Source organism: Roseobacter sp. YIN89 (genome assembly GCF_057219365.1).
Window position 1 is genome coordinate 505,959 of sequence record NZ_JBXVVD010000001.1, and the last position, 13,581, is coordinate 519,539.

11 protein-coding genes are annotated in these 13,581 nt (G+C 57.1%); 2 read left to right on the forward strand and 9 right to left on the reverse strand.

The features are described from left to right. Positions 1-5 precede the first annotated feature (5 nt). Both AC2D8V_RS02560 and AC2D8V_RS02565 read right to left on the reverse strand, forming a co-directional pair. Positions 6-167, reverse strand: coding sequence for a hypothetical protein (locus AC2D8V_RS02560; protein WP_484731941.1), 162 nt, complete (start codon positions 165-167; stop codon positions 6-8). A 983-nt stretch (positions 168-1,150) separates the two neighbouring features. Next, the gene (locus AC2D8V_RS02565) at positions 1,151-2,536 is read right to left on the reverse strand and encodes a calcium-binding protein (RefSeq protein ID WP_484731942.1); all 1,386 of its coding nucleotides are present in this window, start codon (positions 2,534-2,536) and stop codon (positions 1,151-1,153) included. A gap of 245 nt (positions 2,537-2,781) precedes the next feature. Between AC2D8V_RS02565 and AC2D8V_RS02570 the strand changes: the two genes are divergently transcribed. Next, positions 2,782-3,261 carry an Lrp/AsnC family transcriptional regulator gene (locus tag AC2D8V_RS02570; protein WP_484731943.1) on the forward strand — a complete coding sequence of 160 codons (480 nt, stop codon included), beginning with the start codon at positions 2,782-2,784 and terminating at the stop codon, positions 3,259-3,261. Positions 3,262-3,372: 111 nt separating this feature from the next. Here the strand turns inward: AC2D8V_RS02570 and AC2D8V_RS02575 are convergent, their stop codons facing one another. From AC2D8V_RS02575 to AC2D8V_RS02605, 7 genes are read right to left on the reverse strand one after another with little or no spacing between them, the layout of a single operon-like run. After that, entirely contained in the window at positions 3,373-4,074 is a 702-nt protein-coding gene (locus tag AC2D8V_RS02575; RefSeq protein ID WP_484731944.1) for an SDR family oxidoreductase, read from the reverse strand. 4 nt (positions 4,075-4,078) lie between these two features. After that, positions 4,079-4,918, reverse strand: a complete 840-nt coding sequence (locus AC2D8V_RS02580; RefSeq protein ID WP_484731945.1) for an NAD-dependent epimerase/dehydratase family protein — start codon at positions 4,916-4,918, stop codon at positions 4,079-4,081. Beyond that, complete coding sequence (locus tag AC2D8V_RS02585) at positions 4,915-5,331, reverse strand: hypothetical protein (RefSeq protein ID WP_484731946.1); 417 nt, start codon at positions 5,329-5,331, stop codon at positions 4,915-4,917. Before AC2D8V_RS02585 ends, AC2D8V_RS02580 begins: the two co-directional genes overlap by 4 nt. After that, positions 5,331-6,542 carry an NAD(P)/FAD-dependent oxidoreductase gene (locus tag AC2D8V_RS02590; RefSeq protein ID WP_484731947.1) on the reverse strand — a complete coding sequence of 404 codons (1,212 nt, stop codon included), beginning with the start codon at positions 6,540-6,542 and terminating at the stop codon, positions 5,331-5,333. Before AC2D8V_RS02590 ends, AC2D8V_RS02585 begins: the two co-directional genes overlap by 1 nt. Next, a complete protein-coding gene (locus tag AC2D8V_RS02595; protein ID WP_484731948.1) occupies positions 6,539-8,248 on the reverse strand; it encodes a hydantoinase B/oxoprolinase family protein in 1,710 nt (569 codons plus the stop codon). Before AC2D8V_RS02595 ends, AC2D8V_RS02590 begins: the two co-directional genes overlap by 4 nt. Before the next feature lie 5 nt (positions 8,249-8,253). Further along, on the reverse strand, positions 8,254-10,371 hold the full coding sequence (locus AC2D8V_RS02600) for a hydantoinase/oxoprolinase family protein (protein ID WP_484731949.1): 2,118 nt from the start codon (positions 10,369-10,371) through the stop codon (positions 8,254-8,256). A 54-nt stretch (positions 10,372-10,425) separates the two neighbouring features. Then, positions 10,426-11,337, reverse strand: coding sequence for a LysR family transcriptional regulator (locus AC2D8V_RS02605; RefSeq protein WP_484731950.1), 912 nt, complete (start codon positions 11,335-11,337; stop codon positions 10,426-10,428). A 319-nt stretch (positions 11,338-11,656) separates the two neighbouring features. Here AC2D8V_RS02605 and AC2D8V_RS02610 point away from each other — a divergent pair, with 319 nt between their 5' ends. Further along, entirely contained in the window at positions 11,657-13,498 is a 1,842-nt protein-coding gene (locus AC2D8V_RS02610; protein WP_484731951.1) for a glycerophosphodiester phosphodiesterase family protein, read from the forward strand. Positions 13,499-13,581: the final 83 nt, after the last annotated feature.

Here is a 13,581-nt window from a genome sequence, read left to right on the forward strand (position 1 = left end):
AAGCCTTAAGAGGCGCGCAATTTCTCGATTTGAATCTCGAGCGGTGCCGGTTCTTCGGACCAAGGACACTGGCCGTAATCGCAATGCGCGGTGTACCAGACGTTCATGAAAAACGCGCCGTAAAAGGCGATGAGAAGCGAGTTGATAATTGTAATGACGCGTCCCATGCAACACCGTGTTGAAGGTCTTCATTCGGGCGTTTCCGGCGATGGAGTCACCCTGCTATTGTCACAGAGTATAGGGATAAAATTTCCAATTTAAACACATTGTTGCCGCAAAGGGGCCATATTTCCCATTATTTTCAGTGCATTGGCGCCGTTGCGCGAACAAACGAACGTCACGGGCGCGATTGTTTCTCGGAAGTTGAAAGGTTAACGCCGTGTCGTCTTGTGGGCGGAAAGGCACGGTTGACCGGATGCCGGGCTTTGTTTCTGCGCGCATCTTTGGGCTTTGAGCCGAAAAGAGGCCACCGACGACGAGGCGCAATGCGAGCACGTGCGTGTCTGTCGGGACGTGTGGCAGGAACGGGTTAACACCTGCGGTGGCGACAGCGGGTGTATGGGCGGACAGGCTCATCATCCTGTTTGCGCGCGACAGAAAAGCATGCCGAGAAAAACGCACAGGCAAGAAACGGTGCGTGACTCATCCAGACCGTGTGGCCCGCCGCGTCAGCGGGGCACCACAAAGGACAAAAGGCGCCCTCTGCGATACTAGCGCAGGACGCGCATTGCCTGCGTGGGCCTGAAAGGGGCCGCTATTGACGAGGTCGAAAAATTTCAGGTCGGGGCTGTCACGATCGCTCTGGTGGCAAGCGCAGATTTCGCGGTCTCGGGGAAGTCCGGTGTCCGGACCAGAGGCGAGATGCAGGGGTATATCCAAGTGATTGTATCGGGACCCGGCGCACGGGATTACCTAAAATGCCTGCCGTTTACACGCCGTTCGTATTCAAGCGCACCGGCTGTCCGGTGAAGCACACTACGAAAATTGTTCGAAAAGCCGCGTCGGAGGATGCCACACCGAGCAGCTATACGGTGCGCGGCGGCTGCAGGTTTAAGCGCCAAGGTGACGTCCATTGCAAGGGCAGCATTGGGCCATGAGGGCGGGAACGTTGTGTTTCCGCCGCGCTGGGTGGCCGCTCGAGGGCGTTCTATCATGCGAAGATGAAGTCTTCCTCGATCATGCCCGTTACGCCAGCAATGTTGATAAAGTTGTCGTCAGCCGAGCCGCCCGCCGCGGCACCAAGGTCGATGCGCGTATCGTCTCCGTCGACGCCAAGGAGGGTAAGATCGCCGACCTCAACGAAGGCATCCCCGTTATCCAGCACGCCATTCCCGTTGCTGTCGAGATCGGCAAAGCTCAGCGCGTCGACCGATCCATTCAACGCCGCTGTCAAGTCGATCTGGTCGCCGTCACTGTTTCGAAAATCGCCGATCGTCGCGGTGCCATTCTCAGATCCAAAGACGAACGTGTCCGCCCCGCCGGTGATCTCAAGGAATTGTTTGGCGTCGCCGTAAAGGGTATTGTTGTCCCCGGTCGCCGTCAGGATGTCATCGCCGCCGGTAGCGTCGATAGACCCTACAAACGATCTGGCGTCGCCGTAAAGCGTATTGTCGTCCCCAATCGCCGTCAGGATGTCATCGCCGCCAGAGGCGGATTCCACCACTAGACCTGCGTCACCGCGTATTTCGAAGCCGCTACCTTCGACCGTAATGGTGTCGTCGCCACCTTGGCTTTCGTCTTGAATATTATTAAGGCTGTCGCCGGCGATTTTGAAGCCGGGAGTGCCGTCTCTCTGTATTACGGTGATGGTGTCATTGCCACCAATTGCCTGACCCTGCAAATTGCCATCGCCGACGATACCGACGGCGGAAAGATTGGTGAAGTCGAATACGTCATCGCCGCCGACGCTTTTATCACGAAGTCTATTCCCATCGCCAAAAACTACGCGGACCGTACCGCTGCCATTGAAAACGTCGTCTCCCCCACGGCTCCTGCCTGACAATTCCTCGGCGTCGCCAAAAAAATCCCCTCCGGTAGGTCCGACTGTGCTTGCAAAATGGAACGTGTCATCGCCGCCAACACTCTTGTCGGACATCAACTCGGCATCGCCGTAGACCGTGCCGGGGCCCCCAGAAATCGTGAACGTGTCGTTGCCACCGACGCTCACGTCGAACATCTCAAAGGCATCGCCGTAGACCGTGCCGGAGAGCCCAGAAATCGCGAACGTGTCATCACCGCCATCAGCGCTTAACAGGAGTGTCCGGGCATCTCCGAACACCAGCCCCGTTCCGCTCACGGTGAAGTCGTCATCCCCACCGCCGCCGTTTTGCGTGATCGTCAGCGCATCGCCATAGAGTGTGCCCCCGGTCGATGTCAGAGAGTCGTCGCCGCCCTCGGCATTTGCACGGATTTCAGCAACATCACCGACGACAATCTGATCAGCCTGCGCTGTAAGCGTGTCGTCGCCACCCTCTTTATTGCCACCAAGCGATGATTCCAGATCACCTGCTACCGCGTCTCCAAAAATTGGTTCCATCTGTGTGCTCCTTTTTCAAAATAAACTCAAAAAAAATGAACGGTTTCAGTGCCACCTGCCAAAAGCCGTGGGGCTGTGAAAAACAAATCGCCCGGCGCGCGGCATCCACCTGCGATCTAGGATACAGTTCGCGCGCGATCTTTTTCGGATTTATCGCGGGCATTCATTACGAAAAACGGATTGAAAACTGTCTGCGGAGTAAGAAAATCAGAAAGATGCGTAACACTTGATTCGAGAGAGGATGGATGGGTCAGCCAGATTTCGATGCGTTTGACAGACAAATCCTGTCTTTGCTGCAGGCAAACAACCGCATCACCGCTCAGGGCCTTGCCGAAAAGGTTGGCCTGTCGTCGGCTGCATGCCAGAAGCGCTTGAAACGGCTTCGCAAAAGCGGGGTTGTTACTGCCGAGGTTGCCGTACTGGCCCCCGAGATGCTTGGATTGTCCGTTACTGTTGTGGTGCAGGTACTTGTCTCGCCTGACGGGGTGGAGGAACTGGACCGTTTCAAAACCACCATGTCAGACGCGCCGGAAGTTATGCAATGTTACTATGTGACAGGCGAGCATAACTTTACGCTGATCCTCGTTCTGCCTGACACAGCGGCGTATGAAGAGTTCTCGCGCCGTCACTTCATAGAAAACCCTGATGTCGCGAGCTTTAAGAGCAGCGTTGTGATGAGCAGGGTGAAGACCGGCAATCAAATTCGTATCGAACCGGTCTGTTAGAGCGTCGTGCGGCGCCCCCGGCGCCGTCGCCGCAAGTGCACCGTTTGTTTGTTGCCGCGACGCACAAACTGTATCGACGCTAAAATGCTTTGGGCTTTACGCGTCAATGGCTTAGACGGACCGCGTGATCCCCCCATCGACCCGGATATTCTGGCCGGTGATGTAGGCCCCACCTTCCGAAGCCAGAAAGGCGACCACGCTTGCGATCTCGCCGAGTGAGTTGCCATAGCGGCCCATCGGGATCATTGCGCGGAATTCTTCCTTTTCCGGCAAGCTGTCAATAAAGCCCGGCAGCACGTTGTTCATGCGGATGTTTTCGCCTGCGTATTTGTCAGCGAAGAGTTTTGTAAATGCGGCAAGCCCGGCGCGCATCACTCCGGACGTTGGAAAGACCGGGTTCGGTTCAAATGCGGCAAAGGTCGAGATATTGATGATCGTCCCGCCACCCTGATTTTGCATGATTGGTGTGACAAGCCGTGTCGGGCGCACGGCATTCAGGAAGTAGACTTCCATGCCTTCGTGCCAGTCTTCGTCACTCAGTTCCAGCACCGGTGCCCGTGGCCCGTGACCGGCGGAGTTCACCAAAACGTCGATGCGACCCCAGTGGTTCATCGCCGCATCGATCAACTTTTGAAGGTCTTCTTGGGATTTGTTGGTGCCTGTAACGCCAACACCGCCGAGTTCTTTGGCAAGCGCCTCGCCTTTGCCGGAAGAGGAGAGAATGCCGACTTTGAAGCCGTCCGCGGCAAGGGCCCGTGCGCTGTCTGCGCCCATGCCGGAACCTCCAGCGGTGATCAATGCGACTTTGTCCATGAGATTAATCCTTTGCTGTATCGTCTGCGCTGAGGTTCAGATGTGCGACCCCGCTATTGCCCAGTTCGACGGCTGCGAACGGGCCGCCGTGGTGCGTATTGGCTGGATCGCCGGGGTCAAGCGGTCCGTCGTTTGCGTAAATTTCGGTCGCGAATTGCTCGGCATTGTCTTTGGGGCGGTATCCCAGATGCCGGGCTTTGGCATTATCGACAGGTGCCCGGTCATTGTTGGACACACCGTAAACCACGCTGAAACCGGTGATGGGCGTGTTGATCGCCTGTTCCACCATATGGATCAGGTCATCATAGCTAAGCCAAGTGCCCACCGCGCGAGAGTTGGTCGGGTGCGCGCAGGAAAGGATGCGCATGCAGACTGACTCCAATCCCCGTTTGTCCCAGTAGAGTGAGGCCAGATCCTCGGCAAAGCATTTTGCCAGCCCGTAGAAGGTGTCGGGTTTGTGCGGTGCGTCAATGCCGATGAAGTCAGTCTTCTTGTGCATCCCCACGGCGTGGATGGACGATGCGTAGACGACGCGGCGCAATCTGTTTCGATAGGCGGCTTCCCAGACGGTGTAAGCGCCGTAGAAATTTGGCCCCCAAAGCACCTCCATTGGGGCTTCATCCCCCACCGCTCCGAAATGAACCACCATGTCCGCCCCCTCAAGAAGTGCAACCATCGCGTCGAGGTCAGTGATGTCTGCCTTCACGTAGGTTTCATTCGGCGCAAGATTCGAGACGCTGTCGGCAAGGTCCGAGGATACGAACGCGTCGCAGAGCTTGGAAAGTGGCGCGCGGAGATAGGAGCCGAGACGGCCAGCCGCGCCAGTGAGTACGATTTTCTTCATGGGTGAAGTCCTTTTAGGTCGGTGGCAGCCGTTGCGATGCAGTCGTTCACGATGCGTCGAAAATCGTGTGGCGTGTTGCGTATTGCTTGGCCCGCCAGTTTGGCCGGTTCCACCGAGAGGGTCGTCGGGAACAGTAAATCAGGCGTGCCAAGATGCGACTGCCGCCCGACCGTTGCCGCGTCGTTCTCCTCTGCCTGCAGCACCGCAGCCTTGGGGGGTACCGTCGACGATTGAAACCGGTCTGCGAGGCTGAAGTCGTCAAACGCACCGCGCGTTGTACCGATCTGCATCAGGCCGCACCCTTGTTTGGGCACGACCTCAGCTTCGAAGTTGTCGCACGCACGGCTCCGACGCCCGACCTGCTTTTCGCCGCCCGAAGCTGCGCAGCCAGACTGGTTGGTGGGAAGTGCCATCAAATAACAGCTTTCTCAATGATCGGATTGCCCGCGGGGATCCGTTCGTAGTGGAATGGCGTCATGTCCAGCGCACGATACTCCCCATAGGTGAGCCATTCCGCGGTGCCGCGGCCCATGGCGGGCGACTGTTGCAGCCCGTGACCGGAAAAGCCGTTGAGGAAGATGAAATTCGACAGTTCGGTGTGCGGGCCCATGATCGCGTTGTGATCGAATGTGTTCATCGCATAGTGACCAACCCATTCGGCCTGTACTTTGATCGCCTCGAATTGCGGGATACGGGTCGCCAGGACGGGCCAGATGTGGTTTTCCCATATGGCATGATCCATGGCATGATCGTCATATTCTACCGCTGGATCATGATCAGAATGCCCGCCGCACTGATAAGTCCCGCCGCCGTTTTCGCGCACATGGACACCAGAGGGGTCGATTGTGAGAGGCAGGTCTTGGTCAATCGGTTGTTCTGCCTTGAAGATCCACGAATAGCGTTTACGCGGCTCCACCGGCACATCGATGCCCGCCATCTGCGCGGTGCGGGCCGCACGCGGCCCCGAGGCGTTGACAACCTGACCGCAAGCGATCACTTCGCCCGATGCAAGGGTAACGGTTTCCACTTTGGTTCCTGCGGCATTGCGCGTGATGGCGACCACTTCGTTCTGGATCCATTCGATCCCACGCTCGCGGCTTTGCCTGCGCCACCAGTCATTTACAGCGGCGCCATCCCAATACCCTTCATCTACCAGATTGATAGACCCCAGCACGATGTCATCCAGATTGTAAAACGGATAGGCGGCTTTGATCTGATCGGGTGTCATAAGCTGGGTTGCGGCACCGGCGGCCAGTTGCACCTTCTGGTTTTCGCGAAGCACATCGGCAAAACCTTCGCTGTCGGCAAAGTACATGTACCCGAAGGAGCGGATGCCAAGCTCGGGCACCCGTTCATCGCCGCCCATATAGCTACGAATGTTCTTGACGAAATTGGCGGCAAACTGGCTGATACGCACGTTGAGTTCGGTTGAAAACTGTTGCCGCATGCAGGAGTTGGTATGACTTGTAGAGCATTTCTCGTAGGTCATGTCGCGTTCGACAACCAGCACCGAACCGTCGAAGTCGGGATTGTCCGACAAGAACCACGCGGTCGACGCGCCCATAATGGCACCGCCAACGATGACAACGTCATAGCTTTGCCGGGTCGGGGTCTGGTTGCTCATATCTGTTCTCCCTGTGTGACGGCGGATTGAACCGCCGCAATGTCTTTGTCGGTGAGCCCGTATTCCCGCTGCGCTGTCTCTTTCGAAATATACCCGCGGGCGAGATCGCGTTTCACGCGTTCTTTCGAGCGTTCGGCCGGATCGCCGTAGCCCGCTCCGCCGGGGAAAGCCATTACCACCTTGCGACCGTGTGGCACGAATTGTTTGCCCTTTGTACGCATGGCCGTGCCGTCATCTAGGGCGATGGTTGTGGGCTCACCGTTTTGCCCGCCGCGTCGGCCCCGAGCTGGGTGCGCGCTGCGGTCGAACATTGCTTGGATATCGAACTCGTAGCCTTCCTGCGCGCCGACCTCCATGTATTGCCCCAATCCGCCGCGGGTTTTGCCCGCCCCGCCGCTGTCGGGGCGCAGTTCTTTGCGCCAGATGATGACGGGGCCTGCGTGTTCGGTGGCCTCGATGGGCATTGTCATGACGCCGGATGGGAAAGCTGTTGCGTTCATGCCGTCGTGGTCGGGACGTGCGCCGGAGCCACCGGAATTGAATGTCAGCACTTCAGACCGACGGGCATCTGCGGGTGCTGGCGCGTCGCTGCGCGGGCGCAGACTGACCTGAAAGTTGCACAGGCATCCGGCACCTTCGGCAGGGACCAGTCCTGGCACGATCTTGTCAAACGCGTCATAGACGGCATCCGGCACAAAATGCCCGACGATATGGCGCAGGGCGACCGGTGCAGGGTGCACAGCATTAACGATGGAGTTCTCGGGCGCTGTGATTTCAAACGGAGCGAGCGAGGCCGCGTTGTTCGGTATCTCGGGTGCAATCGCGACTTTGAGTGCATAGCAGGCATAGGCCTTGGTATAGACGAGCGGGCAGTTGATACCTTTTTTGTCGACACCGGAGGTGCCGGTAAAGTCGGTGACAATGCGATCTCCCTGCACACTCACTTTGACCTTCAGCGTGATCGGGACGTCGAACCCGTCCATCGTCATCCCGCCTGTAGCCGACGTCTGCGGCAGGGCCGCAATTGCCGCGATCGTGGCGCGGCGCGAGTTTTCGAGGATGAAAGCTGCGATGCCATCCAGATGGTCGAGGTCGAACTCCGCCATCATGTCAATCAGGCGACGATGGCCGATTTCGTTGCACGTAGCGAGCGCATAGATGTCGCCGATCAGTTGGTCCGGTTCGCGGACATTTCCACGGATGATACGGACGAGTGTTTCGTCGACGTCACCGCGATCTGCGAACTTCATGATTGGAATGTAGAGGCCTTCCTCGTAGACGCTTTGCGCATCTGCACCAAAGCCGCGGCCACCGATGTCCACAATATGTGCCGTGCAGGCAAAGAACCCGACCAGATTGCCCTTGTGAAAAGACGGCGTAACCATTGTGATGTCGTGCAAGTGGCCCGTACCTTCCCAAGGGTCGTTGGTGATATACACGTCGCCTTCGAACATATTCTGCCGCCCGATACGGCGGATGAAATGGGCCACGGCATCAGCCATCGCGTTGACGTGGCCGGGCGTGCCGGTCACGGCCTGTGCCAGCATGTTGCCGTGAGTGTCATATACCCCTGCTGACAGGTCGCCGGCCTCGCGCACCGAGGTTGAGAAAGCGGTGCGTACCAACGCCTGCGCCTGCTCCTCGACAACCGAGATCAGGCGGTTCCACATAACCTGATAGGCAACGTTCGCGTGTTCTTGGGGCATGCGCCTTAACCTTTCGTCACTACATCGATGCAGCCGTCAGGCTGACAGATTGCATCCCTGCTGGCAGGGACAATGATTGTGGTTTCTGCCTCGGTTACAGCCGCCGGGCCCGGCGTGCGCTGACCAATTCCCAATGAGGTCCGGTCGATGGTGTGCGCTTCAAGATATGCGCCGGTAGCGGCGTCAAAGACCTGCCGCGTGCCGGTCGACGCGGCCGGCGTGTGGCCATCCGTTATTGAGATCGGCTCCACAGCTTCGGGAGGAGTCGTGGCGTTTGCAGACCAGACGGTAATCTCGATATCCATTCCAGCGACTGGGCGGCCAAAAAGCTTTGTGTAATCTTCTTTGAAACGCGCTTCAAAAGTTTGTACGTCGGGGTTCATCGCCTGCTCTTCGGTTAGCTCGATCGGGATTTCCCAACCCTGCCCAACGTAGCGCATGTAGACCTTGAACTCTGACTGGATCGGGCTGTCCTCGTCGCAGGTACGCACGAACCCTGTCGCTTCGGCTTTCAGATCTGTGAGAAGGCTTTTGATTTTGTCCGCATCAAAATCGCTCAGTTTCATATAGACCGACCGGTTGGCCTCAAAGCTGAAAGGCGCGCGCAGAAAACCGATAGCCGAACCCACACCGGCACCGGGCGGGACCAACAATCGATTGACACCCAACTTTTCGCAAAGGCGTCCGGCATGAAGCGGGGCTGCCCCTCCGAAGGCGATCATCGTGTATTCGCTGAGGTCTTCACCGTTTTCAACGGCATGAACCCGCGCTGCATTGGCCATGTTTTCATCTACCACCTCTACAACACCAAACGCCGCCTCGACCGGATCCATGGCCAGCGTATCGCCCACGTGCGCAGTTAATGCGGTTCTTGAACTATCGGGGTGAAGGGTGATCGAGCCGCCGGCAAAATTGCCAGGGTCCAACTTGCCCAGCACAAGATCGGCATCCGTCACAGCCGGCCGTTTCCCCCCGTGCCCATAGCAGGCAGGCCCCGGTTCGGAACCGGCACTTTCGGGGCCAACGCGGATTTGTCGCATACCGTCGACATGCGCGAGGCTTCCGCCACCTGCGCCGATCTCTACCATATCGATCACGGGGATCGAGATCGGCATGCCTGAGCCCTTTTTGAATCGGTAGGTGCGTGCGACCTCAAAGACACGGCTGGTCTTGGGTGTTTGGTTCTTGATCAGACAAATCTTGGCGGTGGTCCCACCCATGTCGAACGACAGCACCTTGTCCAGAGAGTAGCGGGCCGCAATGTGGGCCGCAAAGACCGCTCCACCCGCCGGCCCACTTTCCACCAGACGCACCGGAAAATCGGCGGCATTTTTGATCGAAATGATCCCGCCACCGGAATGCATCAGGAAAACACGGCACCTTACCCCTTCGCCGCGCAACCGATCTTCCAACCGTCCAAGGTATGAGGCCATCAAGGGTTTGATATACGCGTTGGCAACGACAGTGTTGAACCGTTCGTATTCACGCATCTGCGGCGAAACCTCGGACGAGATTGAAACCGTAACATCAGGAAGCCTCTCGGCTAACACGTCGCGCACCAAAAGCTCATGCTTGGGGTTGAGGTAAGAGTGGATCAAACCGACTGCGACGCTGTCAAACCCCGCTTGAGCGATGCGCTCGACCACGGCTTCGACATCGGCGCGTTCAAGCTCGATCAGGATTTCGCCTTGTGCACTGACGCGGCCGGGGACAGTGAACCGCATCTGACGCGGCAAGAGCGGATCGGGCAGGTTGAGGTTCAGGTCATATTGCTCAAACCTGCTTTCGGTGCGCATTTCGATCACGTCGCGAAAGCCTTCAGTCGTGATGAACGCGGTTTTGGCACCGCGCCGTTCAATCAGAGCATTGGTCGCAAGCGTTGTTCCGTGGATGATCTGGTCGATTTCCGAGGGTTCAATACCTGCCTTGGCGCAGACCTGATGCATTCCGTCAATGATTGCATTTTCTGGTGCCGCGTAGGTGGTCAGTACTTTGCAGGAGTACTGCTCGCTCGCCTTTTCCAGAACGACATCGGTAAATGTGCCTCCAATGTCGACGCCCATTCGAACAGAGCCGGTTTTCATCTGCCTCTCCACATCCACACCCGTGTGATATGCCGACATGGGGCCACAGCGGGTCAGGAATCAAATCAATTGATTTTCTATACCTGATTAATTTTATTTATCGTCCGTTTCGTACGGCCGGATACAAGTTGCTATATCACTCGCCTTTGCGACAAAACGGGGCGCGCGGTCAGCGTTGAAGCGCGCAAAAAAAGCCAAGGGCGGTGCAATCCAATCCGCGTCCGGAGACGTCAACCGGCCTGCGTCCAGTTCGCTTTGCACCAGCGATCTTGGCAGAAGCGCCACGCCCATCCCCTCGCTGACCATCGGCAGACAAGCAGACAATGAACTGGAATGGACAATCTTTCCGGCATCATAGCCGCGCGTCTTTGCCAGTTCGTGCAAGGCTGTTCCCGCAGCCGTATGGCGCGCGTGGGTCATGACCGCGTGATCAAAGAAGCGGCCAACCGAGTTTCCGCCCGCAAGGTGATCTGCGACGTCGTTGTTTGCGACCCAGATGTAAGTTTCGCTGGAAAGCATCCGTTCGCCCGTCGTCCGCGAGGTAAACGGACCGTTCTGCAAGGCGAGGTCAAGTTGGCCTTCGCGCAGGCGCTCTTCGATATGGCGAGACAGGTCGACTTGAAGCTCAACCCGGAGACTGGGATATTCGCGCCGCAACTGGCGCAGGAAAGACTGAAGCCAGGTGCAGGCGACCAGTTCTGTCACGCCAAGCCGCAATCTTTCCTCGATGAGTTCCTGCCGACCCGCCGTTTCAAGCAATGCTTCGCCCGCCCGTAGAACATCGCGCGTGCGCTCAAGAAGCTCTTTGCCCTTGGAAGTCAGGCGCACAGATCCGGCGTCGCGATAGAGAAGAGTGACATTCAAGGCCGCTTCCAACGCAGATATCCGCGATGACACGTTTGGTTGGGTTGTGCCGAGGGCAGATGCCGCCGCTCTAAAGGTGCCTGCATCCACAACAAACGAGAATGCTTCCAGCTGCTTGAGCGTGATTTGACTTTTTATCATTTTGTCTCTTGTGATCAGTTTTCTTGATCATGCACATCGTCTTGCCCTGCGCAACGCCGATACCAGGCAACGCTTTTGCAAAGCATCGTTGTCGTCGCGAAAAATGCAAAGCGGCCGGTTATTTTTACCCGCAAAAGATCGCTTTTGTCCCGCGAAGCAAACCCACTGATGCATCTGACTCCGGCGGCAGAGATTTACTGGTCTGGGTTGCAGAGTGATTTATTTGAAGCGGTCAACCAGCCCGCGTCTGATAGCTCTTGTGAGAAAGGTCGCACTGCCTGATACATAAGCATATGACAAAGCCACAGGGGGACTGCGCATGTTTCAGAGTATTGTGCAAAGTTATCGTTACGCGCTCAGGCTTTGGGCGCCACTGCTGGCGTCGCATGTCTTTGTCCGGTTAGTCGCGACTGCGGTCCTGTTGCCGCTTATTGGTCTTGTACTGGCTTTTACCCTTTCGTTCTCGGATCAATCAGCTTTGACCGATCAGGATATCGCCCGTTTTCTGTTCACGCCGGTAGGAGCCATTGGCGCGGTCATTGTGGGTGCCACCATCATCATTGCGGCTGTGGTCGACGTTGCATTTATGACTGCGGTGATCCGTTCCGAACAAGGAACAATTGCCAGATCACTGCGTGTGGCCGCGGGCTTTTTGGTCAGCGCGCTGCCACGTCTGTTCGCCTTCGCTGTGGGGCTTCTGATCCGCGTTCTGCTGATATTGCTACCGTTTCTTGCAGTTGTCGGCGTGGCCGCGTCCCTTTTGCTGACCGAATTCGATATCAATTATTATCTCGCTAACCGCCCCCCTGCATTCCTATGGGTTTTGGCCATTGGCGGCGTCAGCGCTGCCGCTTTGGTCTTGGTGCTGTTGGAACGGTTTTCAGGATGGGCCGTGGCCTTGCATCTGGCGCTATTTGACAACCTGCGCCCCACGCAAGCTTTTTCCACCAGCCGCCAGAAGATGAAGGGCCACCGTTTGGTGTTTTTACGTGAGATACTCTTTTGGGTGCTGATCCGCATCGTTTTGGCTTCGATCGTGCTTGGCATTATGGGCTTTCTGATTGCCGAGGTGCCGCAGCTTTTCGACGGGAACATGCGCGTTTTCTTCACGGTCATGGCTGTATTGATTGCTCTTTGGATATTTGCGAACGGGTTTGTGAATGCGGTGTCTAATGGTGCCTTGTCCGATATTCTGAATGACGAATTCCGCCGCACCTTGGCGGCACGGCCCGCGGCAGTGGATCTGAAATCCAGACAGCCTGATGTCGTGGTCAAGTCGATCCCCCTTGTCATTGCAGTTGTTTCTGTCGTGGCCGTGTTTTTTGGAACGCTCGCGATCAATCGGGTGGGCGGCGTCGAGAAGGTCGAGGTTATCGGCCACCGCGGGGCTGCTGCAAGCAGGCCTGAGAACACGATGGCGGCTGTTGAAAAAGCGATCGAAGACGGTGCCGACTGGGTCGAGATTGACGTACAAGAGACGGCTGATGGTGAAATAATTGTGGTTCATGACAGCGATTTCATGAAGTCGTCCTCCGTGCCGACCAAGGTCTGGGACGTGACGATGGAGGAGATCGCCGAGATTGATATCGGCAGTTGGTTTGATCCGGCTTATGCCGACCAGCGTGCACCTTTGTTGTACGATGTGCTGCGCGCCGTGAAAGACCGTTCAAAGCTCATTATCGAGCTTAAGTATTACGGCCATGACGTCGATCTGGAAAACCGTGTCATCGCCTTGGTTGAAGAGGCCGGCATGGACGAGCAGATCGCGACGATGTCGCTCAAGTACCCGGCGGTGCAGAAGATGCTGCAGCTTCGCCCCGACTGGCGCACTGGCGTGCTGGCGGCCACGTCGGTGGGTGATTTAACGGGGCTTGAAGGTGATTTTGTGGCTGTGAGCGCGGCGAGCCTAACAACGCGTCTTATCAGACGCGCGGACGCGGCAGGTAAAGACGTTTATGTCTGGACGGTAAATGATGCGGCCATGATGTCGCGCATGATTTCAATGGGTGTCAACGGATTGATCACAGACGAACCGGCGCTGGCGCGAGAAGTGATCTCATATTACCAGACGCTGAGCACGGCGGAGCGGTTATTAATGCGCGTGGGCGACTTGATCGGATTTGCATTTGATCTGACACCTGATGTGAAGGACGAAGTATAACCCGTCTCCGCATACCTTGGCTTCACCCGAGATTACTGCCCAAGGTAGAGTGCCTTGCCCTAATCAAGGCTCCCGATACCGAG

What these genes read in the sequence shown, in the direction of transcription:
- AC2D8V_RS02560 (WP_484731941.1), bottom strand. Translation starts at nt 167, where the DNA reads ATGGGACGCGTCATTACAATTATCAACTCGCTTCTCATCGCCTTTTAC.
- AC2D8V_RS02565 (WP_484731942.1), bottom strand. Translation starts at nt 2,536, where the DNA reads ATGGAACCAATTTTTGGAGACGCGGTAGCAGGTGATCTGGAATCATCG.
- AC2D8V_RS02570 (WP_484731943.1), top strand. Translation starts at nt 2,782, where the DNA reads ATGGGTCAGCCAGATTTCGATGCGTTTGACAGACAAATCCTGTCTTTG.
- AC2D8V_RS02575 (WP_484731944.1), bottom strand. Translation starts at nt 4,074, where the DNA reads ATGGACAAAGTCGCATTGATCACCGCTGGAGGTTCCGGCATGGGCGCA.
- AC2D8V_RS02580 (WP_484731945.1), bottom strand. Translation starts at nt 4,918, where the DNA reads ATGAAGAAAATCGTACTCACTGGCGCGGCTGGCCGTCTCGGCTCCTAT.
- AC2D8V_RS02585 (WP_484731946.1), bottom strand. Translation starts at nt 5,331, where the DNA reads ATGGCACTTCCCACCAACCAGTCTGGCTGCGCAGCTTCGGGCGGCGAA.
- AC2D8V_RS02590 (WP_484731947.1), bottom strand. Translation starts at nt 6,542, where the DNA reads ATGAGCAACCAGACCCCGACCCGGCAAAGCTATGACGTTGTCATCGTT.
- AC2D8V_RS02595 (WP_484731948.1), bottom strand. Translation starts at nt 8,248, where the DNA reads ATGCCCCAAGAACACGCGAACGTTGCCTATCAGGTTATGTGGAACCGC.
- AC2D8V_RS02600 (WP_484731949.1), bottom strand. Translation starts at nt 10,371, where the DNA reads ATGTCGGCATATCACACGGGTGTGGATGTGGAGAGGCAGATGAAAACC.
- AC2D8V_RS02605 (WP_484731950.1), bottom strand. Translation starts at nt 11,337, where the DNA reads ATGATAAAAAGTCAAATCACGCTCAAGCAGCTGGAAGCATTCTCGTTT.
- AC2D8V_RS02610 (WP_484731951.1), top strand. Translation starts at nt 11,657, where the DNA reads ATGTTTCAGAGTATTGTGCAAAGTTATCGTTACGCGCTCAGGCTTTGG.